This window comes from Pseudomonas cucumis, assembly GCF_030687935.1.
GTDB lineage: Bacteria > Pseudomonadota > Gammaproteobacteria > Pseudomonadales > Pseudomonadaceae > Aquipseudomonas > Aquipseudomonas cucumis.
Genome location: NZ_CP117454.1, coordinates 3210424 through 3234606 on the forward strand (window position 1 = coordinate 3210424; position 24183 = coordinate 3234606).

At 59.9% G+C, this 24183-nt stretch carries 24 protein-coding genes; 6 read left to right on the forward strand and 18 right to left on the reverse strand.

Translation table 11 applies throughout. The features are described 5' to 3' along the window. Positions 1-100: 100 nt before the first annotated feature. From PSH97_RS14575 to PSH97_RS14635, 13 genes are all read right to left on the reverse strand, one after another. Complete coding sequence (locus PSH97_RS14575; protein ID WP_305445463.1) at positions 101-274, reverse strand: hypothetical protein; 174 nt, start codon at positions 272-274, stop codon at positions 101-103. Further along, positions 264-1148 carry a ribose-phosphate diphosphokinase gene (locus PSH97_RS14580; protein WP_305445465.1) on the reverse strand — a complete coding sequence of 295 codons (885 nt, stop codon included), beginning with the start codon at positions 1146-1148 and terminating at the stop codon, positions 264-266. The genes PSH97_RS14575 and PSH97_RS14580 overlap by 11 nt, the downstream gene beginning before the upstream one ends. Then, complete coding sequence (locus PSH97_RS14585) at positions 1145-2662, reverse strand: thymidine phosphorylase family protein (RefSeq protein WP_305449803.1); 1518 nt, start codon at positions 2660-2662, stop codon at positions 1145-1147. The genes PSH97_RS14580 and PSH97_RS14585 overlap by 4 nt, the downstream gene beginning before the upstream one ends. A 2-nt stretch (positions 2663-2664) precedes the next feature. Further along, a complete protein-coding gene (locus PSH97_RS14590; RefSeq protein ID WP_305445467.1) occupies positions 2665-2937 on the reverse strand; it encodes a DUF2933 domain-containing protein in 273 nt (90 codons plus the stop codon). Then, entirely contained in the window at positions 2934-3152 is a 219-nt protein-coding gene (locus PSH97_RS14595; protein ID WP_052964668.1) for a hypothetical protein, read from the reverse strand. Before PSH97_RS14595 ends, PSH97_RS14590 begins: the two co-directional genes overlap by 4 nt. Next, positions 3149-5332 carry a heavy metal translocating P-type ATPase gene (locus PSH97_RS14600; protein WP_305445469.1) on the reverse strand — a complete coding sequence of 728 codons (2184 nt, stop codon included), beginning with the start codon at positions 5330-5332 and terminating at the stop codon, positions 3149-3151. Before PSH97_RS14600 ends, PSH97_RS14595 begins: the two co-directional genes overlap by 4 nt. Positions 5333-5354: 22 nt before the next feature. Further along, on the reverse strand, positions 5355-5627 hold the full coding sequence (locus PSH97_RS14605) for a DUF5676 family membrane protein (protein WP_305445472.1): 273 nt from the start codon (positions 5625-5627) through the stop codon (positions 5355-5357). Then, positions 5624-6310 (reverse strand): methyltransferase family protein, encoded by a 687-nt coding sequence (locus PSH97_RS14610; protein WP_305445474.1) that lies wholly within the window; start codon positions 6308-6310, stop codon positions 5624-5626. The genes PSH97_RS14605 and PSH97_RS14610 overlap by 4 nt, the downstream gene beginning before the upstream one ends. A gap of 135 nt (positions 6311-6445) precedes the next feature. Beyond that, positions 6446-6844 carry a hypothetical protein gene (locus PSH97_RS14615; RefSeq protein WP_305445477.1) on the reverse strand — a complete coding sequence of 133 codons (399 nt, stop codon included), beginning with the start codon at positions 6842-6844 and terminating at the stop codon, positions 6446-6448. Positions 6845-6984: 140 nt separating this feature from the next. Then, positions 6985-8172 carry a pyridoxal phosphate-dependent aminotransferase gene (locus PSH97_RS14620; protein WP_305445479.1) on the reverse strand — a complete coding sequence of 396 codons (1188 nt, stop codon included), beginning with the start codon at positions 8170-8172 and terminating at the stop codon, positions 6985-6987. A gap of 40 nt (positions 8173-8212) precedes the next feature. Beyond that, on the reverse strand, positions 8213-9838 hold the full coding sequence (locus PSH97_RS14625; protein ID WP_305445481.1) for a methyl-accepting chemotaxis protein: 1626 nt from the start codon (positions 9836-9838) through the stop codon (positions 8213-8215). A gap of 193 nt (positions 9839-10031) precedes the next feature. Beyond that, positions 10032-11174 (reverse strand): glycerate kinase, encoded by a 1143-nt coding sequence (locus tag PSH97_RS14630; RefSeq protein ID WP_305445483.1) that lies wholly within the window; start codon positions 11172-11174, stop codon positions 10032-10034. A gap of 287 nt (positions 11175-11461) precedes the next feature. After that, complete coding sequence (locus PSH97_RS14635; protein ID WP_305445485.1) at positions 11462-12592, reverse strand: sugar diacid recognition domain-containing protein; 1131 nt, start codon at positions 12590-12592, stop codon at positions 11462-11464. A gap of 169 nt (positions 12593-12761) precedes the next feature. Between PSH97_RS14635 and PSH97_RS14640 the strand changes: the two genes are divergently transcribed. After that, positions 12762-14072, forward strand: a complete 1311-nt coding sequence (locus PSH97_RS14640; RefSeq protein ID WP_305445487.1) for an MFS transporter — start codon at positions 12762-12764, stop codon at positions 14070-14072. Between the two features lie 132 nt (positions 14073-14204). On the opposite strand, the gene PSH97_RS14645 is transcribed toward PSH97_RS14640, so the two are convergent. From PSH97_RS14645 to PSH97_RS14655, 3 genes are all read right to left on the reverse strand, one after another. Further along, positions 14205-14564, reverse strand: coding sequence for a DUF6124 family protein (locus tag PSH97_RS14645; RefSeq protein ID WP_305445489.1), 360 nt, complete (start codon positions 14562-14564; stop codon positions 14205-14207). A gap of 349 nt (positions 14565-14913) precedes the next feature. Next, a complete protein-coding gene (locus PSH97_RS14650; RefSeq protein WP_305445491.1) occupies positions 14914-15288 on the reverse strand; it encodes a VOC family protein in 375 nt (124 codons plus the stop codon). After that, entirely contained in the window at positions 15285-16001 is a 717-nt protein-coding gene (locus PSH97_RS14655; protein ID WP_305445493.1) for an SDR family oxidoreductase, read from the reverse strand. Before PSH97_RS14655 ends, PSH97_RS14650 begins: the two co-directional genes overlap by 4 nt. Positions 16002-16101: 100 nt before the next feature. Here PSH97_RS14655 and PSH97_RS14660 point away from each other — a divergent pair, with 100 nt between their 5' ends. The 3 genes from PSH97_RS14660 (at position 16102) to rarD (ending at position 19208) form a co-directional block, all read left to right on the forward strand. After that, on the forward strand, positions 16102-17001 hold the full coding sequence (locus PSH97_RS14660; protein ID WP_305445495.1) for a LysR family transcriptional regulator: 900 nt from the start codon (positions 16102-16104) through the stop codon (positions 16999-17001). A gap of 68 nt (positions 17002-17069) precedes the next feature. Then, positions 17070-18083 (forward strand): aldo/keto reductase, encoded by a 1014-nt coding sequence (locus tag PSH97_RS14665; protein WP_305445497.1) that lies wholly within the window; start codon positions 17070-17072, stop codon positions 18081-18083. 237 nt (positions 18084-18320) lie between these two features. Next, entirely contained in the window at positions 18321-19208 is an 888-nt protein-coding gene (gene rarD / locus PSH97_RS14670; RefSeq protein WP_305445499.1) for an EamA family transporter RarD, read from the forward strand. 66 nt (positions 19209-19274) lie between these two features. Here the strand turns inward: rarD and hppD are convergent, their stop codons facing one another. Next, positions 19275-20351: a 4-hydroxyphenylpyruvate dioxygenase gene (gene hppD / locus PSH97_RS14675; protein WP_305445500.1), complete on the reverse strand. Its 1077-nt coding sequence runs from the start codon at positions 20349-20351 to the stop codon at positions 19275-19277. 246 nt (positions 20352-20597) lie between these two features. Beyond that, complete coding sequence (locus tag PSH97_RS14680) at positions 20598-21545, reverse strand: DMT family transporter (RefSeq protein ID WP_305445501.1); 948 nt, start codon at positions 21543-21545, stop codon at positions 20598-20600. A gap of 78 nt (positions 21546-21623) precedes the next feature. Between PSH97_RS14680 and PSH97_RS14685 the strand changes: the two genes are divergently transcribed. Further along, positions 21624-22490, forward strand: coding sequence for a LysR family transcriptional regulator (locus tag PSH97_RS14685; RefSeq protein ID WP_305445502.1), 867 nt, complete (start codon positions 21624-21626; stop codon positions 22488-22490). Positions 22491-22593: 103 nt separating this feature from the next. Beyond that, on the forward strand, positions 22594-24129 hold the full coding sequence (locus PSH97_RS14690) for an EAL domain-containing protein (protein ID WP_305445503.1): 1536 nt from the start codon (positions 22594-22596) through the stop codon (positions 24127-24129). Positions 24130-24183 lie beyond the last annotated feature (54 nt).

A 24183-nucleotide genomic window follows, 5' to 3' on the forward strand; every position in this document is an offset into this window, starting at 1 on the left:
CCGCTCCCACAGGGTTTTGTGAACGCCACAAATCCCTGTGGGAGCGAGGCTTGCCCGCGAAGAGGCCATCAAACTCAGCACCAATCGATCAGGCCTTTTATCAGAAGGCAGGCAAATCGCCGCGCACCAAACGCGCAGTGGGACGCTCGATGTCGGACAGGTGCGCATACGCAAGGTTTTGCACCGCTTGGCGCATGGCCTCGTTCAAAGGCGTGCGGCAGCCCAGTTCGAAAGCCTGCTGCAGATTGGGGCCGCCGCTAAAGTCATGGAGCAAGCTCCTCGATGGCTTGTCCAACCAGCTCGGACAGATCGATGGTGTTGCTGGCGTGCGGGATGCTATTGCTAGTGAAGGCCTGAATGCCGGCCGCTTGCAGATCACGTTCGGCGTGTTCTGCATACACACCATGTACCGCCAAGGCCACCGGTGGGCGCATGCCTGCTCGTTGCAGATGACCGGCGGTTTCGATCAGCGTACGCCCCGTCGAGATGATGTCGTCGATCAGCACCGGAGTGTGTTCACGCCAACGCTCGATATCGGGCACGGAGACCGCGACCTTCCGATCGCCGAGTCGCACTTTCTGCAGCACGATGAATGGCGCTTTCGTCAGCCGGGCGACCTCCGACACCCATTGCTCGCTTTCGCTGTCGGGACCGATCAACAACGGCTGCGCGATCTCGCTGGCGACCCAGGCGGCCAGGGCCGGCGCGGCATGTACGACTCGATGCGGTACCGGGTATAGAGTGCCCAGATCATGGATACGGTGCAGGTGCGGATCCACCGTCACCAACCAGTCAATGTGCGGAGCCAACAGATCGGCGAACAGGCGCGCGCTGACGGCCTCCCCCGGATGAAAACGTTGGTCCTGACGCATATAGGCCAAATAGGGCGCCACCAGGCCCACGGAGCGGGCACCTAGCTCGCGCAGGGTTTCCATGAGCAAGCACAGCGGTATGAACAAAGTGTCCGGGCGGTGCAAACTGCACAAAACCACCGCGTCGCGGCCCTGCACATTGCTCAACACACGCACGTAGCTTTCTTCATCGGGGAACTGCCACCGTTGGCAGGCCGCGGGTTGCAGCCGCGCACGGGCCGCGAGCCCGGTCTGCAAAGCCAGGTTACCGTCGAGACAAAACAGCAGGGAATTCATGGCGCGTCCTCCTCGATGAAGAAGAGTTCCGAGTGCTGCTGCGCATACTCCAACGCATAAGCCAGTTCGCCGGGGCTTTCAGCGTGCACGGTATAGAGCGGCTGATCGGCCTCGACCCGTTGTCCGAGCGCCGTACCGAGTACCAGCCCGGCTGCGGGGGCCGCCGGCGCCCCAGCCAATTTTCCGATGCGCGACAGTACGCGGTTGTCGATTCGGCACACACGGCCGTCGCGGTCGGCCAAAACCGGGTGCCGATAGCGCGCCATCGGCGGCTCGCGCAGCCCGCCTTGAGCGTTCGCGATGGCCTGGAATTTTCGCCAGGCGCTGCCGCTCGCCAAGGTTGCGGCGGCGAGCGCATAGCCACCGCCAGTCGGCACCTTGCCGGCCATTTCCAGCAACAGGCCGGCAAGGTCGAGGGCACGCTCACGTAAGTCCTGTGGCGCCTGCGCATCGCCGCGCAGCACCGCCAGCACATCGCGTGCTTCCAGAGCCGGGCCAATGCCCCGCCCTACGGGGCCATCGCCGTTCGAGACATGTACCTGGACGTTGAGGCCAAGCAGGCTGCCGACTTCGACCAACAGCGTTTGCAGTTGGATCGTCGCTGGCATGTCGCGTACTTTCGCGGTAGCGCCGACAGGGATGTCGATCAATACATGACTCGCACCGGCCGCCAGTTTCTTCGACAGCACCGAGGCCACCAACTGGCCCTGGCTGTCCAGGTCCAAGGCTCGTTCGACCCGGATCAGGACATCATCGGTCGGGCTCAGTTGCACGGCCCCACCCCAGACGACGCAACCGCCCTCTTGCTCCACGACCCTGCGCATCGTTGGCAAATCGAGATCTACCGGGGCCAGAGTCTCCATGGCGTCGGCCGTACCCGCTGGCGAGGTAATGGCCCGCGAGGAAGTCTTGGGTATGCACAGGCCGTTGGCCGCGACTATGGCCACTACGATGGGCGTGGTCCGATTCCCCGGCAACCCACCGACGCAGTGCTTGTCCAGTATCAGCGGTCGGTCCCAGTGCAGACGCTCGCCGGCTTCAACCATGGCTTCGGTCAGATAGCGGATTTCGGTGAACGACATTTGGTTGCCGGCGCAGCCGGTTAGAAAGGCCGCCAGCTCCACGTCGCTGAATCGGCCGGCATCGATGTCATTCACGATCGCAGCCAGCGCCTCCCGCGACAGCGCACTTCCATGGATCTTCCCGCGCACAGCACTCATCGACTCTACCGGCGCCGGGTGATGCACGGCAACGCTTTCGCCCTCCTGCGCACCGAGCAGCCTCCAGGCCGACTCCGATAGCCCAACCTCACCGCCGCCTATCCACTGTCCATCTACCACCATCAGCGTCGCGATCACCCGGCGCGTGCCTTTGACCAGTTCGATGCGTGACAAGGCGGAAAAACCTTCCGAGCGGCAGACATGGCAATCGCGCGGCATGAACGCCACCGGCTGCTGGTGGGTATCAATGCCGAGCCGGCACACGCGTAATTCAAGAACACTGGGTATCGGCATGATCACGTTCCCTTCGGTGGCTTGCCGCAGCAAGTCGATTCACCGTGCGCGGCATGCTCACCGCGATCAGCCTGTTCCTGTCCGCCATGCCCCCCGTGTCCATGATGCATAAACAGATGCATCAGCGGACAGGCCAGCAACAGCAGGTATGGCAGATAAGGAACGACGTGAGCCCGGTGCTCGGTCAACAGGAAGTACGCGGCAATGGCAAGGAAGCCGAGGAAGAACCCGTTGACACGGCCGGCGCTGCGCGCGGGAACGTAATGGGGTTTCATGGCAGATTCTTCCTTTGCAGTTTGCGACGGGCTTCGGCCATGTCCTTGTCAAATTGACGGACACCGCGAAAAAGTTGTACCCCGACCAAGACCGGGCACAGCAGGAAAATCGCTGCTATAGCGAACGATTTACCCGTCAGCCCCAACAGGTAAACCACCGTTGCAATGCCCACGATACTCACCAGCAGGCAGATAATTAAAACCTCGCGGTTCATGATTTAACCTCCTGACTCAAGCCAATGCGGGCACGCTTCAGCAGTGCGGAGTTGGCGATTACCGACAGGGAACTGAGCGCCATAGCGGCGGCAGCGATGATGGGATTGAGCAGTCCAAAGGCCGCGATTGGAATGCCGATACTGTTGTAGATGAATGCCCAGAACAGGTTTTGTTTGATCTTGACCATCGTTGCGCGCGACAGCTTGATCGCGGTGACCACGTCGCGCACATCGTTCTTGAGCAGGATGATGCCGCCGGTTTCCTTCGCCACATCGGACCCCGAGCCAATGGCGATGCCGATGTCAGCAGTGGCCAGGGCCGGTGCATCGTTGACACCATCGCCAACCATGGCCACGACCTGCCCTTCGCTTTGCAATTGGCGGATCACTGCGACCTTGTCGTCCGGCAAGACCTCGGCAATCACTCGCTCAATGCCAACCTGTCGCGCGACCGCTTCGGCAGTGCGGTGGTTGTCGCCGCTCAGAAGCACGACCTTGATGCCGCTTGCCTTCAACACCGCAACGGCGTCAACCGCTTCAGGTTTAATGGTATCGGCCACAGCAATCACCCCAACCAAACAGTCGTCGACACCGACCAGCATGGCGGTCTTGCCATCGGCTTCCAGGCGAATGAGGTGCTCCTCGGCAACCTCGGTCGCAATGCCTTGGCGGGCGAACAAACGCCGATTGCCCAGCCAGACTTTGCGATTGTCGACACGGCCTTCGATGCCATGACCGGCGATCCCATTGATACCGGTCGCTTTCGGCAGGCTGATGTCGCGATGCCGGGCGGCGCGCACTATTGCTGCGCCAAGCGGATGTTCTGAACCGGACTCCACGGCGGCGGCGAGCATCAAGACCTCGTTTTCGGACACTGTGTCTAGCGAAATCACATCGGTGACATTGGGTTCGCCTCGGGTAATGGTGCCGGTTTTGTCGAACACCACCGTACTCAGTTTTTCTGCCCGCTCCAGTACTTCGCCACCGCGGATAAGGATGCCGTTATCAGCCCCCTTGCCAACCCCGACCATTAACGCGGCGGGCGTCGCCACGCCCAATGCACAAGGGCAGGAAATGATCAGAACCGCGATAAAGGCCAACAGCCCCTGCGGAAAATTCCCCGCAACAGACCAGCCGACCAGGGCCAGCAGCGCAACCGCCACCACCGCCGGCACAAAATAGCCAGTGACCTGATCGGCCAAGCGCTGGATCTGTGCCGTGCTGTTCTGTGCCTCCTCGACCATCTTGATGATCTGCGCCAGGGCGGTATCGGCACCGATCCTGCTCGCCTTGAAAGTGAGCACACCACTGCCATTGAGCGTACCTCCGATCACTGGACTGCCCGGGTGTTTGTCGACCGGCATCGACTCGCCCGTCAGCATGGACTCATCTACCGTTGACTGACCTTCACTGACATCGCCATCGGTGGGGATTTTTTCGCCAGGCTTGACTACCAGGAACTCGCCGGCCATGACGTTTTCAGCGGGCAAGTCAACCTCCTGCCCATCACGAATCACATGCGCGATCGCCGGTTTGAGATCAAGTAAGCGCCGTACCGCAGCCGAAGACTTTTTCTTGATGATCTCCTCCATGTACCTACCCAGCAGTACGAAGGCGATGATCACCGCAGACACTTCGAAATAGACGTCGCGCTCGGCCACCTTCACCGGCAGGACGTCCGGGAAGAACAGCACCGCGACACTGTAGAAATAGGCGACCGAGGTGCCGAGGGCGATCAGGAAATCCATGTTGATGTTACGGGTGCGAATGGCATTCCACGCTCCCTTGTAGAAACTCCAGCCACCGATGAACTGTACCGGAGTGACCAACAGGAAAAGCCATATACCCCAGGTGAACCAAGGGAGCGCAGGGATCGGCACCCAAGTCAGCAGCGTGGCACCGGCGGCCAGCGCGATGAAGGCGCCGGCACGCAGAAGCGCCAGGGCCAATACACCAGTGAGGGCAATAGTCACGCGGGTTTTCATCGCCTTCAGTTCTCTTTCTGGCGACTCGAAGGTGCGCAGACAGGTATCGCTGCAAAAGTAATAGCTGCGCCCGCCACGTTCCCGTGACAACGCGGTGGTCTTATCGACCATCATCCCGCAGATTGGATCTTTCGCCATTTTCTCTGATGCAAACACCGGCGGGTGCTGGCTGTGCTGCATGTGTGATTCGTTCATCAGTGTCTCCTGCCTGAAGCGGCTATGAAGACTTGCCATGGAGCTTGCCGGACAGCCAGGCAAACAAGGTGCCGACTATCGCGCCCCATACGGTCAAGACCAGCAGTGGCCCAACGAAAGTCATCACCCCGTAATCTTGCGGGGCTTGAAGACGACCGAAGTCGAGTCCATGGAACAAGGCGTTGAGAAAAGCGATACCTTGCACCGGCCATAGCGCATAGAGCAGCGCACAGACCGTGTAGGAAATGGCTATGGTCAGGGCCAGAGAAATACCGGTTTTCCAGGGAGCGTTCATGATTGTTTTCCTGAGCTGGGAGGCGCGTCAGTAGGGATGTCGGGACTGCGGGGGGCTGACCAGGGCAGGAACGCCGGCGTCTGTTCACAGTAAGTGCGGTAGGTATCGCCGAAGTGCGCAAGCATCTCCCGTTCTTCCCGCTTCGCCAGCTTGGCGTAGACGAACAGGAGGATTGGAAACATCACCAGGGTGATCAATGTCGGCCACTGCAATAAAAAGCCAAACATGATCAGCACGAAGCCAACGTACTGCGGGTGACGGATCCGCGCATAGGGCCCCTCGAGCGCGAGTTGCCCACTACCTTGGGCCTTGTAGAGCACGCGCCACGCGGCTGCCAATAACCAGAAGCCGCCAGCGATCAGCAGGTTGCTGAGAATATGGAAGGGTCCCCAGTGCGGGTTGACCTGCCAGCCCAGAACCATTTCGAGCAAATGCCCTGCATCGTGCGAGAGGAAGTCGATGCCGGGGAAGTTACGAGTGAGCCAGGGCATCAACAGGTAGATCGTCAGCGGGAAACCGTACATCTCGGTAAACAGGGCCACTAGGAACGCCGAGAACATACCGAAGGAACGCCAGTCGCGGCTCGTCTTCGGCCGGGCGAAGCTGAAGGCGAACAAGATAAACACCAATGAGTTGATGATGACCAGCGACCAGAGACCGTAGGCCGATTCGGTAGGGTGCATGGTGGATCCTCTTCTTTGTCGGTGGTTTTGCTGTTCGCCTTTTTGCGAGGAGGTAAGCAGGAATAACCAGTCGCGAAAAAAGCGATACAGCAGGACAGAGCAACCCGTGCTTCGCCACTCTGAGGTAGGGAGGGTTTAATCGTTGAAGCGGAGGAAAGTCAGGCGGACGGGGACTTCCGGCGGTGCGGGGCGCTTCAGTACAAGCGCGGCGAAGGAGAATTTTTCCTGAGGGTCAAGCACCACCCTTATGACTGCCACAGTTAACAGCAAAAGGACGGCCCAGTGGATGGGATCCAACGCAGGAAATTGCGCTGCAGGTTTTATCGCCGTGGCAGTGTCCTCACAGTTCTGAAGGCAGCCATTGGTGTGGAGGGCATGGCCATCCACCACATACAGCTCGGCATTGTGTGGCGCGGCTATATTGTGATTCGGTTGCACCAGACAACCTTGGATAGCCATCACGGTCACAGCTGACACCCACACCACCAGGATAAGGTGCAACAGGCGTCGGCGGTGACGGCGGAACCAGTACATGAAATACAACCTCGACTATTACGTCGTATTGATTTTCAGTCTAGCCAGCAAAGCAATGGAGAGGTTGATCAAAATCAAACTAATGGATGACTCGATCGAGGTCGGCCTGCGAAGAGGCCATCAAACTCAACACAAATCCTTCAGGCCCGCCGCACCTGTAGCAAATCCGCCGCACACGATGCAATCCGCTGGCATGCATCCGCCAGTCTCGCCTGATCCACCACCAGGCCAATGCGAATATGCCCCGCCGCGCTCGGCCCGAAGGCTTCGCCGGCCAGCACCGACACGCCATACACTTCAAGCAGCCGCTCGGCAAAATCTTGCGCACCGAGCCCGGTCTGGCGCACATCGACCATCACGAACATCCCGCCATCGGGTTTGATCGGCCGGATGCCCGGGCAACCGCTTAGACTCGCGCACACCAGATCGCGACGCTGGCGATATTCCTCGCGCATCAGCGCCACTTCCGGCAAGTCTTTATCGAGCGCCACTTGCGCGGCGTTCTGGACGAAATCCGGAAGGCCGAACAGCATGCACAGCGACAGATGCATCAAATGTTCAGCCAACGGTTTCGGGCCGATCATCCAGCCCACCCGCCAGCCGGTCATGGCATGGGATTTGGACAAACTGTTGATCGTCGCGGTGCGCTCGGCCATGCCCGGCAGGCTGGCCGGGCTGATGTGTTCACCCTCATACAACAGGTCGCTGTAGACCTCGTCGCTGATCAGCCAAAGGTCATGCCGCACGCACAACGCTGCCAACGCCTGCCAGCACTTCAACGACAGACTGGCACCGGAGGGATTGTTCGGGCTGTTGAGCAGGATGACGCGGGTTTTTGGGGTGATCAGCGCCGCGACATCCGCCGGTTCAACCCGAAAGCCGTTCTCCGGATGCACCGCCACCGGCACCACACTGGCTCCGCAGGCGCCGAACACACCTTCATAGGTCACGTACATCGGTTCGGCGACGATCACTTCGTCGCCAGGATCGAGCAAGCATTGGGCAACCGAATACACCGCGCACTGCGCGCCGGGCAGCACGATCACATGGTCGGCATCCACCAACTGGCCGCTGCGCCGCTGATGACGGCTGGCGATGCTGCTGCGCAGTGTGCGGGTGCCGCGTACATCCGAATAATGGGTGTCGCCAGCCAACAGGCTATCGATGGCGGCGTGAATGATCGGCAGCGGCGTGTCGAAATCCGGATCGCCTATCGACAGCAACAGCACGTCGACGCCCTGTTCGCGCAATTCCAGCGCTCGATCGTGAATGTTCCAGGCTGCGGCTCCGTCGCCGGCGATTCGCTGGGTCAAGGCTGAATAGCGCATGTACTTCTCCTAACGCGCGAGGTCCAGTTTCAACCCTATCTCAAATCACGAAACGCGCCACCATTGCATTCAAATCAACTGCCAATCGTGACAGTTCGTGGGTGGCGGCGCTGGTCTGGTTGGCACCGGCGGCGGACTGAGTGGCCAGGTCGCGAATGTTCACCAGATTACGGTCGACTTCACGGGACACCTGAGCCTGTTCTTCCGAGGCGCTGGCGATCACCAGGTTGCGTTCGTTGATCAGTTGAATCGATTGGGTGATCTGCTCCAGGGCGATACCCGCCGCCCGAGCCATTTCCAGGGTGCTTTGGGTGCGCTGATTGCTTTGCTGCATCGACGAGACCGCTTCGCCGGTGCCGTTCTGGATGCCGGCAACCATTTTCTCGATTTCCTGGGTCGACTGCGCCGTGCGATGGGCCAACGCCCGAACCTCATCCGCCACCACCGCAAAGCCGCGCCCGGCTTCCCCGGCACGAGCGGCTTCGATCGCGGCGTTGAGAGCCAGCAGGTTGGTCTGCTCGGCAATGGCGCGGATCACGTCCAGCACTTTGCCGATGTCGCGGCCCTGAGTCGCCAGCCCTTCGATCATCAACGCCGTGTTTTGCACGTCATGGGTCATGGTCTGGATCGCATCGACAGTTTCTACCACCCGGTCACGACCTTCGCGGGCGGCCTGGGTCGACTGGTTCGAGGCTTCGGACGTCGACACCGCGTTGCGCGCCACTTCTTCTACGGCGGCAGTCATTTCGTTGACGGCGGTGGCGGCCTGTTCGATTTCGTTGTTTTGCTGTTGCAGACCGCGTGACGCTTCTTGCGTCACGGTGCTGAGTTCTTCCGCGGCGGCGCCCAGTTGCGTTGCGGAGCCGGCGATTTGCTCGATGGTTTTACGCAGGTTGGTCTGCATGGCGGCTAAGGCACCAAGCAAACGCGCCGGTTCGTCGTTGCCGTCGACTTCGATGACCTTGCTCAGGTTGCCGCCGGCAATGGTTTCGGCCGCGAGCACCGCACGGTTCAGCGGCGTGAGGATGCTGCGGGTCAACAGCCAGGCCAGCAGCACAGTCAGCAACGAAGCACTCACCGCCACTGTCACGATGCCGATAAAGGCTTCGCTGTAGTGCTCGCCCGCCTTGGCCGATGCGGCTTTGGCATCGGCGGCGTTGAGCGCTACCAGTTTGTTCAATTGCTCGCCCATCTGATCGGTGCCTTCCTTGATCCGCGTATTGATCAGGGCGCGCATCTCATCCAGTTTGTTCTGCCGCGACAGGTCCAGCATCTGGCTCTGGGCCTGCATGTAGTTATCGAGGGTTGTCGCGAAGGTTTTGTACAGCGCGGCTTCTTCAGGGCTGGCCGGCAAGGCGGCATAACTGGCTTGGGCGCTGCGCACCTTGTCGACGAGCACACCGATGCGGGTCTGGGCTTCCTGCAACGCCGCCGGGTCACGGTTAACCAATACGCGGAACGAAAGAATCCGCAGGCGCAGAACGTTTTCCGTCACATTGCCCAGAAACCCGATGCTGGGTAACTGCGTCATTTCCATATCGACAGAGGCTTGGCGAATGGTCGACATGCGGTTCACGGCAAACACACCCAGCACAATGACCAGCAGGGCAATGAAGGCGAAACCGAGGAAAGCTCGAGGCGCGATTTTCAGATTACGCAGTGACATAGGATGATCTCGGTAATTGAGGCGGCGAGCATCCTTGCGGTGATCACTGTCGGGTGGGCGATGGCGCGCACCTTTCAGCTTGGCGCCACTGTTGTAATAGGTTTGTGTGCGCCTGTTAGCTGTATCGGCCGGGGTTGAGGTTTTTTGCAGGGGTTGGAGAAATATTTTTCAATACGGAATCTGTAGGAGCGGGTTAGGCCTTGCGGGCGGCCACCCGCCACACCCGCGCAATATCACTGGCGCGTTCGCGCAACAAACGCGGTGCTTCGACGCAGGCTTGCTCCAAGGTCATCGGCCCGCTTGCCAACGCAAACGCCGCATCGATGCCATGCTCGTACAGGGCCTGATAGCCCTCCCCCAAGGTGCCGGCGATGACGATGACCGGCACGCCGCACTGGCGTGCAATGCGCGCCACACCGAACGGGGTTTTGCCACGCAACGTCTGGGCATCGAAACGACCTTCGCCGGTGATGACCAGGTCGGCGCCTTTGACCGCCTCGGCCAGTCCCACCAGTTCGGCGACCACTTCCACGCCAGCCTGGAACCGCGCGCCGAGAAACGCCTTCGCGGCAAACCCCAGACCGCCCGCCGCGCCGCTGCCCGGTTCGTCGCGCACGTCTTTGTCCAGGACTTGCGCGCAGCGTTCGGCAAAGTGCCCAAGGGCATGGTCCAGTTGCTCCACCTGTTCGGGCGATGCACCTTTCTGCGGGCCGAAAATCGCTGAAGCACCCTGAGGGCCGCACAGCGGGTTATTGACGTCGGCGGCGATGTCGAAGCGCACATCGGCCAGACGCGGATCAATGTCGCTCAGATCGAGACGAGCCAGTTGCGCCAAGGCCAGACCGCCCGGCACCAGGGTTTGGTCCTGAGCATCCAGCAGTTTCACACCCAAAGCCTGCATCGCTCCGGCGCCGCCGTCGTTGGTGGCACTGCCGCCAATCGCCAGGATCACCCGTTGCGCGCCGGCATCCAACGCGGCGCGGATCAATTCCCCGGTGCCGTAGGTGCTGCTGGTACAGGCATCGCGCAGGTTCGGCGGAACCAGTTGCAGGCCACTGGCCTCGGCCATTTCGATGATCGCGGTGTGGCTCAGTGGCAACCAGCCCCACGCGGCATCGACCGTGGCGCCCAGCGGCCCGCGAACATGGGTACGGCGCAGTTCGCCGTCGCACGCGGCCAGAATCGATTCGACCGTGCCTTCCCCGCCGTCAGCCATTGGGCACTTGATCAAGTGTGCATCGGGCCAGACTTCGGCCAACCCCAACGCAATGGCCTCGGCCACACCCTGGGCACTGAGGCTGTCCTTGAACGAATCGGGGGCGATGACGATTTTCATGCGAATTCTCCAGTTCCAATGCGTCCATGCTGCCAGCCGCCATGAACAATAACGCCGGTCCGCTGCACAAGCAGGCAAGAGGATTATTGTTCATTTCCACAAAACCCTTGCCTCCCCCGCTCGTCGTAGCAGCTGCCGAGCCTGCGAGGCTGCGTTCGGCGGCGAAGCCGTCGTAAATTCTATGAATATGGTTTACCTGACACACCGCGCCGCATGATTTCACGACGGCTTCGCCGCCGAACGCAGCCTCGCATCGCAGGCTCGGCAGCTGCTACGGTGCTACGGTGCTACGGTGTGGCGGTTGGCAGTTCGGTTTGGGGCAGGAGTTGGACGCCGAGATAGAGTGCGAGCATCCCATCCAGCTTCAGCGGGTCGACGCCGCTGAGTTCGGCAATCCGCTCCATGCGATAACGCAGACTGTTGCGATGGATGCCCAGCGCATCTGCACAGGCCTGGCTCTGGCCGTCGTGTTCGCACCAACTGCGCAGAGTCGCCAGCAGTTGGCCGTTGCCATCCTTGGCGATGACTTTGCGCAGCGGCCGCAGCACTTCCTCCAGCGCATCGTCGTCGCGGTGCCGCCAGAGCATCACCGGCAGCCGATAACGGTTCAGGGTCAGCAAGCGCGAATGCGGCAATACATCACGCCCATAAGCCAGCAAATCGCCGACCCGCCGATAGCAGCGGCGCAAGCCCGACAATCCATCGGCCTGCCCACCCACGGCGATGCGCAAAATATTCCAGCCGAGGCCATCGAGCTTCTCCAGCAACCGATCGTTCTCTATCGCAGGTGTCGCCGGTCGGCACCACAGCAACGAAGACTTGGCCGAGCTCACGCACCAACTGTCCGGATAACGCGACATCAACCAGGCGCTGAGCGCTTCGACGGTCTGCCCCGGGCTGTGTTCCATGCCCAACTCGAACAGGTACGGCACCCGCGTCAATTGCGGTTTGAGCCCCAGTTGCTGCGCTTCGTCCAGCAACCGCGGCGAATCTCCCGCCTCGCTGAGCAGCAACGCCAGCAGATCATCGCAACGCTGACGCCGCCATTGCTGCTCGGCCTGTTGATTACGCTGGCCCACCAGCATCTCGGCGGTCATGCGCACCAGTTCGGCGTAAGTGCGCAATTGCTCGGGTTCGCCGGTGATGCCCAGCACACCAATCAAACGCTGATCGAGCAACAGCGGCAGGTTGATGCCCGGCTGCACGCCTTTGAGGTGAATCGCGGTCTGCGCGTCGATCTCCACCACGCGCCCGTTGGCCAGCACCAGTTGCGCGCCTTCGTGGCGGGTGTTAATGCGCTCCGGTTCGCCGCTGCCGAGAATCAGTCCCTGGCTGTCCATGACATTGACGTTGTACGGCAGGATGGCCATCGCCCGGTCGACGATGTCCTGGGCCAGGTCGTGATCGAGTTCGAACATAGCGCGGTTCCTTGAAAACGTGATGGAACGGGTTGTTCACCCGCACAGGCCTTGGTTGTAAACCCTGTGCTCAGGCACAAAGACAACCACCCAAGGGGTGGCCGAGACTCACTGGGCGATCAACGTTACCCTTGCGTCGCAAAAAATCATAATAAAGAGAGAGCCCGCCATGTCACAGAGCGCCGCAGCTACCCTGGCCACCGCTGACGACAAGAACGCCGTCTACAAACGCATTACCCTGCGTTTGATCCCCTTCATCTTCATCTGCTACCTGTTCAACTACCTCGACCGGGTGAACGTCGGGTTTGCCAAACTGCAGATGCTCGACGCGCTGAAATTCAGCGAAACCGTGTACGGTCTCGGTGCCGGGATTTTCTTTATCGGCTACGTGCTGTGTGGCGTACCGAGCAACCTGGCACTGACCAAATTCGGCCCGCGCCGCTGGATCGCGCTGATGATGATCACTTGGGGCACGCTGTCGACTTGCCTGCTGTTCGTCACCACCCCGACCGAGTTCTACACCCTGCGCCTGTTTACCGGTGCGGCAGAAGCCGGGTTCTTCCCGGGCGTGGTGCTTTATCTCTCGCAGTGGTTCCCGACGTTCCGCCGTGGTCGCATCATGGCGCTGTTCATGTCGGCGATCCCGGTGTCCGGCCTGCTCGGCAGCCCGTTTTCCGGCTGGATCCTCAACCACTTCGGCGCGGGCCAGGCGGGTCTGGCGGGCTGGCAGTGGATGTTCCTGTTGCAAGGTATTCCAACAGTTATCCTCGGCGCCCTCGCCTACTTCCTGCTTAGCGACAGTTACGCCAACGCCAAATGGCTGACCCCTTATGAGCGTTCGGTGCTTGAGGCCGATCACGCTGAAGACCTGGCCAGCAAACCGAAAACCGCCACCGATTCGCTGTTGGCGGTGTTCAAGAACCCGGCGATCTGGGCCTTTGGCCTGATTTATTTCTGCATCCAGAGTGGTGTCTACGCGATCAACTTTTGGCTGCCGTCGATCATCAAGAACCTCGGTTTCAGCGATAACCTGGTGATTGGTTGGCTCAGTGCGATTCCGTATCTGCTGGCGGCGGTGTTCATGTTGATGGTCGGTCGCTCGGCCGATTTGCGCAAAGAACGCCGCTGGCACTTGGTGGTGCCGATGCTGATGGGCGCGGTGGGTCTGTTGATCGCGGTGAACTTCGCCGCCAACCCGGCCATCGCCATCCTCGGCCTGACCCTCGCTACCATGGGCGCCCTCACCGGCCTGCCGATGTTCTGGCCGGTGCCGACGGCCATGCTGAGTGCGGGTGCTGCGGCGGGTGGTTTGGCGTTGATCAACTCCATGGGGCAGATGGCGGGTTTTCTTAGTCCGTATCTGGTGGGTTGGGTCAAGGACAGCACCGGGTCGACCGATGCGGCGTTGTATCTGCTGGCGGGTGTGATTGTGTGTGGGAGTTTGCTGGCGTTGCGCATGACCCGGACGTTGCGGGCCTGATCTGCGGAGACTGATCGTTCCCACGCTCCGCGTGGGAATGCAGCCCGGGACGCTCCGCGTCCCTCCTTCCAGAGCCGAACGCGGAGCGTCCGTTGAGGCATTCCCACGCAGAGCGTGGGAACGATCAATCCTCTAGCCCTGCGGATCGAGGTTGTCCAGCACTCTGTTGACGGCCAGTTCACCGAGCATGACCACCGATTGAATCCCCAACATCACGTTGCGATGGGGCATGTCCATCAGCCCGGCGAACTCACTGAGCATCATGCTCGCTGACGCCAGGGATTCGCAGGCGTTGACCAGCAGGGTTTCGTTATCGACCTTCGCACCGACGTGGTAAATGGTGCTGGGTTTGCGCGCGGTGTCTTTGGGGATGGGCGGTTTAAGGTAGTGGTCGAGGGCGCGGTCGGCGGCTTCGTGGAGTTTTTTGGAATCGAGGGATTCGTAGGGGGAAACGTCGTCGGGTGCTGGTGGGTTGGGTGTTGGTTTGAACATAGATGAAGCCTCTTACGTCATTTAAAAGAAGGCCATCACTTTCGCTACCAAACGAGGGTGGCGGCCATGCGCAGGTTGGTAGACCGGGACGTAAGGAAACCGGCGCGCCCGAAAGCGCCCTGTGCATGACCACCATAAAGCAGAGTCGAACAAACGCTGCAAATCATGATGCTTATGCACCTTACGTCACCCGGGGCTACCAAACCCCATCGCTGTTTTTCAGCGACAAGGAAACGATACTGCCCAGGCTCAAGGTGCACTAGCCGGCGGATTCTGGCGCAGTCGTAGGCAGCGGCGCAAGAATATGTAGCCTGAGTGAGTATCTGGAAATGTCTTTTAAACATCTCCGTTAAACACCCTCCAGACTCCCCGCCTTGGCATCCAGCTCAATCACCAGCCCACCCGGCATCTGTACGAAAATCTGCCAGATCCCGTCCTCCGGCACCTGCGCCACCTGATACGGCAAACCACTGGCCCGGACCCGCCGCATCACCGTGGCGGCGTCCTCATCGGTGCGAAAGGCAATGTGGCTCAACGCCGTCTCATCGAACGTCGGCTGTTCGATCACATGCACCAGCGCCTGCGCATCCTGATACAACCAGCGTCCGGGGAATGGAAATGGCGGGCGGCGTCCCGGCGCCAATCCCAGCAACGAACCGAAGGCCTCCTGCAACAGTTGCCCGTCAGGGGTGTTGAAGGCCAGATGATCAAAGTGCCAACTCATAACAACCCTCCTCCGTCGACATCGATGACGGTGCCGCTGATAAAGTCGTTTTCCATGGCCAGAATAAATGCTGCCGCCAGATCTTGCGGACTGCCGACCCGACCCACCGGCAATGCGGCGGCGGTACGGGCAAACATCGCGGCGCGTTGCGTTTCATCCATACCGGCGTAAGCCTCGGTATCGGTCACGCCGGGGCTTATGACGTTGACCCGGCGCGGTGCCAGTTCCTTGGCCAGCTGCTTGCCCAAGGCCTCCAGCGCCGCATTCAAGGTGGTTTTGATGAACTGCCCGGCGACGAATTTGCGCGACAACAGACCCGAGGTCAGCGTGATGCTGCCACGTGCACTCAGGTATGGCAGCGCGATCTGGATCGCCCGCAGCGTGCCCCAGAATTTGACGTCGAAAGCCTGTTGGGCGTGCTGCAAATCGCTGTCAGCCAGCGGTTTGGCGCTCACACTCGGACCGGCCGTGATCACCAGATGATCGAAAGGGCCGATACGCTCGAACAGCTGTCGCAACGACGCTTGATCGGTGACGTCCGCCGCTTCGTGTCGGATGTTTGCATCGTGGTCAACCGCTGGCTGGCGGCGACTCACCGCCACCACACGGGCTTCGCGCTCGGCTGCGGCCCGGGCGACGGCTGCGCCTATTCCGCTGCTGCCGCCGATCACCACGACGGTCTGATTGTGCAAGCAAGCGTTGAGTTGTGTCATGAGCCGATCTCCGGTCGGGTTAGGGAGATTCAATCTTCTCCGGTTGCCAATCGAAGAAAAATCCCGGTAAATCAGAAGGATCTTTAAAGGATTTTTACCAATGAGCTCGATTCTCGATCTGGAGATCTTCGTCCGCACCGCCGATTCCGGCAGCATTTCCGCCGCCGCCCGCGCCCTGGAACTGACCCCGGCGGCGGCCAGCATCGCCCTCAAACGCCTGGAAACCCGCCTCGGCATCCGCTTGCTGGCCCGCTCCACGCGAAGCATGCGCCTGACCGAAGAAGGTCGGCGTTATCTGGAAAGCGTGCGCCTGGCACTGGCCGCGCTGGCTGAAGGTGAGCAGGCGCTCAAGCAACAAACCCAAGGCTTGAGCGGTGTGCTGCAATTGGCGGCGCCGTCGGACTTCGGGCGCAACGTGCTATTGCCGTGGCTCGACGACTTCAAACGCGAGCATCCGCACATTCAATTTCAGTTACTGCTCAACGATCGCCATGCCGATCTGTTCCGCGAGACGGTTGACGTGGCTCTGCGCTTCGGGGTACCGAGCGATTCGACGCTGGTGGCGCTGCCGATTCTGCCGCAGCATCGCCGCGTGGCTTGCGCCAGCCCCGAGTATCTGGCCCGGTGCGGCGTGCCGTTAACCCCGGCGGAACTGAGTGAGCACAGCGCCCTGCTCTACCTGCGCGATGGCCGGCCCTACAACCAATGGCGTTTCAGTCGGGGCGAGGAAGTAATGGAGGTTCAGGTGCACGGCGACTACCTCAGCGACGACGGCGAAGTCGCCCGCCGCTGGGCACTGGCCGGGCATGGCATCGCCTACAAGGCCTGGCTCGACGTCGCCGCCGATGTGCAGGCCGGGCGGCTGGTGGCGCTGTTCGATGACTGGCAAGGCGAAAGCGTGCCATTCAATTTGCTGTGCCCGCATCGGGTTCAGGTGTCAGAGCGGGTCAAGATGTTGCAAGCGTTCTTGCAGGAGCGTTGTGAGGCACTGCGTCGATAATTCCGATTGCTCCCGGCCACGGTTCTGGTATTTGATTAGGCCTTTCTGACCGGTAAAAGGATTTCGTCATGAGCTATCGCACGCTGGGTCATTCGGGTTTACAGGTGTCGACCCTCACATTGGGCACCATGATGTTCGGCGAACAGACCAGCACCGAAGATTCCCTGCGAATCATCGACAAGGCCTGGGACCAGGGCATCAATTTCATCGACACCGCGGACGTGTACACCAACGGCCGCTCCGAAGAGATCGTCGGCGAAGCGATTGCCGGCAACCGCCATGAATGGGTGCTCGCCACCAAGGTCGGTTTCGGCCCGGTGGACGGTGTGCCGAACCGCAGCGGCCTGAGCCGCAAGCACCTGTTCAACGGCATCGATGCCAGCCTGACGCGGTTGGGCACCGATTATCTGGACATCTATTACCTGCACCGCGAAGACCACGACACGCCGCTGGAAGTCACGGTGTCGGCCATTGGCGATTTGATCCGCCAGGGCAAGATCCGCTACTGGGGCCTGTCGAACTACCGTGGCTGGCGTATCGCCGAAGTGATTCGTTTGGCCGACAAACTCGGCGTCGACAGGCCGGTGATCAGCCAGCCGCTGTACAACATCGTCAACCGTCAGGCAGAAACCGAGCAGATCATCGCCGCGCAAAACTATGGCCTAGGTGTGGTGCCATACAGTCCACTGGCGCGCGGCGTGCTCAGCGGCAAGTACGCGCCCGACGTGACACCAGACGCCAACAGCCGCGCTGGTCGTCAGGACAAACGCATCCTGGAAACCGAATGGCGGGTTGAGTCGCTGCGCATTGCCCAGCAGATCCAGGAATACACTCAGGGCCGTGGCGTGGGCATCGTCGAGTTCGCGATTGCCTGGGTGCTGAACAATGGCGCTGTGACTTCGGCCATCGTCGGGCCTCGGACTGAGCAACAGTGGGATGCATACACCAAGGCGCAGGCGGTGAAGATCACGGCTGAGGACGAGGCGTTTATTGATTCGCTGGTGACACCGGGGCACGCGTCGACGCCGGGGTTCAATGACGTGAGCCATTTTGTGTCAGGGCGTAAACCGCGTTCGGCTTGAGATTTATCGCGGGCAAGCCCGCTCCCACAGGGTTTTGTGTCGACCGCAAATTCTGTGTAGGACACCGGCCAAAAATGTGGGAGCGGGCTTGCTCGCGAAAGCGGTGGGTCATTCAACATTGACGTCGACTGACACGGCCTCTTCGCGAGCAAGCCCGCTCCCACATTAGGTTTGTGTTGATCAACCACGTATCCTCTGCGCCCGCTTCATGCTCAATCAATGTCACGCGAGGACAGTTTGTCTAAAGGTATCGCTCTATCGGTCACAGCCTCGGTGCTGTTTGCCGTCATGTATTACTACACCTCGCTGCTCTCACCCTTGAGCGGCGTGGAGATTTTCGGTTGGCGGATGCTGCTGACCGCGCCGTGCATGACTGTGTTCATGGTGGTGTCCGGTGAATGGACGCGCGTGGTCGAGATTGTTCGGCGGCTGGCCGGCAAGCCGAAGCTGATTGTCGGGCTGATTGGCTCGGCAGTGCTGCTGGGCCTGCAACTCTGGTTGTTCATGTGGGCACCGCTCAACGGTTATAGCCTCGACGTGTCGCTGGGGTATTTCCTGTTGCCGCTGTCGATGGTCCTGACCGGGCGAATCGTCTATGGCGAGCGCCTTTCCTATCTGCAGAAAATAGCCGTGTTCTTCGCCAGCCTCGGCGTGCTCAACGAGCTGTATCAGGTCGGCGGTTTTTCCTGGGCGACGTTGCTGGTGGTGGTTGGCTATCCGATCTATTTCATCCTGCGCAAACGCCTGGCCACGGACAACCTCGGCGGGCTCTGGCTGGACATGGCGTTGATGCTGCCGGTGGCGTTCTGGTTCGTGCAGGGCGGTGAACAAGGCTTTGGCGTCTTCGACCAGTATCCGTGGCTGTCGCTGCTGATTCCGCTGCTCGGCGTGATCAGCGCCTCGGCGCTGGTGGTCTACATCATTGCCAGCCGGCTGCTGCCGTTCAGCCTGTTCGGGTTGTTGAGTTACGTCGAGCCGGTGCTGTTGCTCGGCGTTGCGTTACTGCTGGGGGAAAGCATCAAGGCCGGCGAATGGCTGACTTATATTCCGATCTGGTTGGCGGTGTTGGTGTTGGTGTTTGAAGGGTTCAAGCATTTGGTCCGGCAACGACGCCGGCCGATGTAATTGCATGATCCAAAAAAAGCCCGGCCAGCATTGCTGCTGACCGGGCTTTTTCACGCCTCGACCGGATTAATCGGTGGAGAGCACACCCCGACGAACCTGATCACGCTCGATGGATTCGAACAGCGCCTTGAAGTTGCCCTCGCCAAAACCATCGTCACCTTTACGCTGGATGAACTCGAAGAACACCGGGCCCATCAGGGTTTCCGAGAAGATCTGCAGCAGCAGACGCTTGTCGCCCGACTCGGACGAACCGTCCAGCAAAATGCCCCGCGCTTGCAATTCGTTGACCGGCTCGCCGTGGTTCGGCAAACGGCCTTCGAGCATTTCGTAGTAGGTGTCTGGCGGCGGCGTCATGAAGCGCATGCCGATGCTTTTCAAATGATCCCAAGTCTTGATCAGGTCATCGCTGAGGAAGGCCACGTGCTGGATGCCCTCACCGTTGAACTGCATCAGGAACTCTTCGATCTGCCCGGCGCCCTTGGATGACTCTTCGTTCAACGGGATACGGATCATGCCATCCGGGGCGGTCATGGCCTTGGAGGTCAGGCCGGTGTATTCGCCTTTGATATCGAAGTAGCGGATTTCACGGAAGTTGAACAGCTTCTCATAGAAGTTGGCCCAATAAGCCATGCGACCGCGATACACGTTGTGAGTCAGGTGATCGATAATCTTCAGGCCGGCCCCGACCGGGTTGCGGTCAACGCCTTCGATGAACACGAAGTCGATGTCGTAGATCGAACTGCCTTCGCCGAAACGGTCGATCAGGTACAGCGGCGCGCCGCCAATGCCTTTGATCGCCGGCAGGTGCAGTTCCATCGGACCGGTTTCGATATGGATCGGTTGGGCGCCGAGTTCCAGGGCACGCTTGTACGCTTTTTGCGAATCCTTGACGCGGAACGCCATGCCGCACACCGATGGACCGTGCTCGGCCGCGAAGTACGACGCCACGCTATGGGGTTCGTTGTTGAGGATCAGGTTGATCGCGCCCTGGCGATACAGGTGCACGTCTTTGGAACGGTGGGTCGCAACCTTGCTGAAGCCCATGATCTCGAAGATCGGCTCCAGGGTGTTAGGGGTCGGCGATGCGAATTCGATGAACTCAAAGCCCATCAGGCCCATTGGGTTTTCGTATAAATCTGCCATTTTGGCGCCTCATCATTTCTTATCAATTAACGGATCGTTAGTTGCTAGCAATGCTGAGACCGGCGGGTGGCGCGCAGGAGATGCCCCGTACGCTGCGGGCGAGGAAGTCACCGTAGATCAATTGAAACCCAAATATCTTCATTGTCGACCCAAGGCTATTACGGGCGAGGCTTCTGCTGCCAGAAGACGATTATTCTTATATGCGTAACCCGATTCTACACAGCGTAAATCAGTTTGTCCGCCTTCTTATAAAATCCCCCTTTTCGCAGCCTGTGCAAGCGGTTTGTTGCACAGAAAAATCCCGGCCAGGATCAGCCCGCCGCCCAGACACATCACCAGGGTCATTTGCTCGCCCAGCAACAACGCGCCAAAAAGAACGGCGGTCAGCGGGTTCAAGGCGATGAACACACCCGAACGCGTCGCACCGATTTTGCGGATACCGTCGTAATAACCAATATAGGCCAATGCCGAACCCAGCACGCCCAGGTACATCAGGCTCAACCATTGTCGCGTGCCCAGTTCGGCCAGCGCCGCGACACTCAGCTCGCCACGTACGGCACTGGTCACCCAGAGCATCAGCGTGCCCAATAGAATCGAGTACGTCACCGTCTGCACCGGACCCAGCGTCTGATTCAGGCCTTTGGAGAACAGCGAATAAATGCCCCAGCCGAGCACGCAGCCGAAGATCAACAGATCACCGATCCAGGCATCAGTAGCACCGGCCAGCAATTGCGGATTGCGACTGACGATCACCAGACTGGCGCCGGTAATGCAGATCGCGATACCGGCCACTTTCGCCCCGCTCAGTCGCTCCTTGAACAACAGCCACGACGCCAGGCCGATCACGGCCGGGTTCAATGCCACGATCAACGACGCCCGTGATGCGTTGATGTAATGCAGCCCGTAAAAGAAGCACAGGTTGTAGAAGAAGATCCCGAAAAACCCCAGCAGCGTCAGTTGCAGCCATTGCCGAGGGCTGGGGCGCACCAAAGGCACCCGCGCCAGCAACAGAAACAGCAGCAACGCCACGCTCGCCAGCAAGAACCGCAGGCTCGCGGCCAATAACGGACTGAGGCTGTCAGCCAGAAACCGCCCGGCGACAAACGTCCCGCCCCAGATCATTGTGACCGCTGCCAGTTTCAGATAAACCGGTAGATCCGAGGAATTCGCCAAGGTCTGTTCACACGTAGTCATAAGTCTCCACCATCAGAAATCGGGCACAGGGCGTATCATTCGACTAATGCCCTATCATCGTAAAATGAGTAAATACTCATGACCCTGACTCAACTCGAGATTTTCTCGCTGGTGGCCGAACTGCGCGGCTTCACGGCGGCGGCCAATCGTTTGGAGATTTCCCAATCTGCGGTCTCTCACGCGCTCAAGTCGCTGGAACAGGAATTGGGCGTCGAACTGCTGCGTCGGCATCAGTCCCAGGTCGAGCTGAGCGACATCGGCCAACAGCTATTGCTGCGCGCTCGGGCGATGCTCGGGCTGGCGAACACGTTGCGCCAGGAAGCGGCCGATGCTCGCGGAATGAAACGCGGCACCTTGCGCATCGGCTCGTTCGGCCCGACCTCATCGATCAAACTGCTGCCGAGGATCCTGCAGCATTACCGCGCCGCCCACCCGGGTATCGAGGTTCACATCGACGAAGGTCCGGACCGTCAGGTGATCCAGTGGCTGGAAGAACGGCGTATCGATGTCGGCTTCGTGGTGTTGCCCCAGGAACGTTTCGACACTTTCAGGCTGATCGAGGACCAGATGGTCGCGCTGCTGCCTGCCGACCATGCGCTGGCTGGCCGCGACAGCTTGAGCCTGAGCGATTTGTGCCACGACCCGTTTGTGCTGACCGAAGCCGGCTCTTCGCAATTGGTGTCACGCCTATTCAATGCGGCTCGGTTGACGCCGAACATTCGCTATCGTTGCTCGCAGCTGCTCAGCACGCTGGACACCGTAGGCCGTGGCGATGCTCTGACCGTTGTTGCCGAAGGCTCATTGCCTGACGACAACGACAACCGCTACGTGAAAAAAACACTGTCGCCACCGGTCAGCCGCCAGGTCGGGCTGGCGGTGCTCGATCAGCGTCAGTCATCACCTGCAACATTGGCCTTTATCAAACTGGCTTCGAGCCTCAATTGAACGGCATAAGTGCTGCCGGCCAACTATCATGGCTCAACTCTTCTGGGAGGCGTGTCGCCCTGCCAGCCTTTGAGAGCCTTCTTTTATCGCGATGGATTTGCGAATGCCACTGAACGTTAAAAGTCGCCGCAAGCGTGGCACCCGGATCGTTGTGACTGTTTTGAGCGGATTGCTTCCGGTGTTGCTGGGGGTGGCCATTCTCTATCTGCAGGCTGAACGTACACTCAAGCAAAGTACCGAACTGACTGGCGAAGAAGCCGTTCGCCAATTCGAGCTGATGCTCGACAACACCGCGCAAGCCGCACAAGAGTTGTTGCCGCTGGCCGGCCAGAATTGCAACGACGTCAAACTGGCCCTGCGTGAACAAGTCACCCGCCGGCCGTTCGTGCGCTCGACCAACCTTGTATGGAACACCAACCTCTATTGCAGTTCGTTGTTCGGTGAGTATCAGGAAAAGATCAATCACGGCGATTACACCCAAGGCAAGTTATGGCTCATGAACGGCAATCCGGTCACGCCCAATACCGCGTTGCTGGTATATCGGCTGAGCGAAGGAAACCAGGGCGCATTGACCACGCTGGACGGTTATCACCTGAGTAACGTGCTGCGCCTGATCGGGCGCAAAACATTATTGATGCTGCAAGTCGGCCCCCACTGGTTGTCAGCCGACGGCAAGGTCCATGACGACGCCCTGCCCATCTTGCCGGTGGCGCAAAATACGCTGACGTCCTCGCGTTATGCCTTTACCGTGGCCGCAGGTTTTCCCGAAGGAGAAACCTGGCGTTACATGCGCAGTGAGTACCCACCGCTGTTCAGTCTGTTGATGTTTTTCGGTGTGGTGTCCGGTTCGATCGGGCATGTCCTGCAGAAGCGCTCGACCTCGCCTAGTCGTGAAATGCAGCGGGCGCTGGAGGCAGCAGAGTTCATTCCTTACTTTCAGCCCGTGGTGCATGGCGACAATAAGCAGTGGTCCGGCGCCGAAGTATTGATGCGCTGGCAACATCCCAAGGAAGGCCTGGTGCGCCCTGATCTGTTCATCCCGTTTGCCGAACATTCCGGGTTGATCGTGCCGATGACTCGCTCCTTGATGCGACAGGCCGCCGCATTGCTGGCTCCCTTGTCGGCGGCGTTCGACGGGCCATTTCACATTGGTATCAACATCACCGCCAGTCACTGCCGGGATCTGGAACTGGTCGAGGACTGTCGTGAGTTCCTCAGCGCTTTCGCGCCGGGCAGCATCAGCCTGGTGCTTGAGCTGACCGAACGCGAACTCATCGAGCCGACAGCCATCACCCTGCAATTGTTCGAGCAGCTTCACGGGTTGGGCGTGATGATCGCGATCGATGACTTCGGCACCGGCCATTCAAGCCTGGGTTATTTGCGTCAGTTCAATGTGGACTTCCTGAAAATCGACCAGAGTTTTGTTGCGATGATCGGTGTCGACGCCCTCTCCCGGCACATTCTGGACAGCATCATCGAGCTCTCGGCCAAACTCGATCTGGGTATCGTCGCCGAAGGCGTGGAAACCGAGGAGCAAAGTGACTATCTGACCGCCCACGGCGTGAACTTCCTGCAAGGTTATCTGTTCGGCCGACCGATGCCCGGTGCAGATTTCATTAGTGCATTAAGTGATCATTAACTAACCACTTTAAGCACGGAGATCATGATGATACGCACCAAATTGAATCAAAAG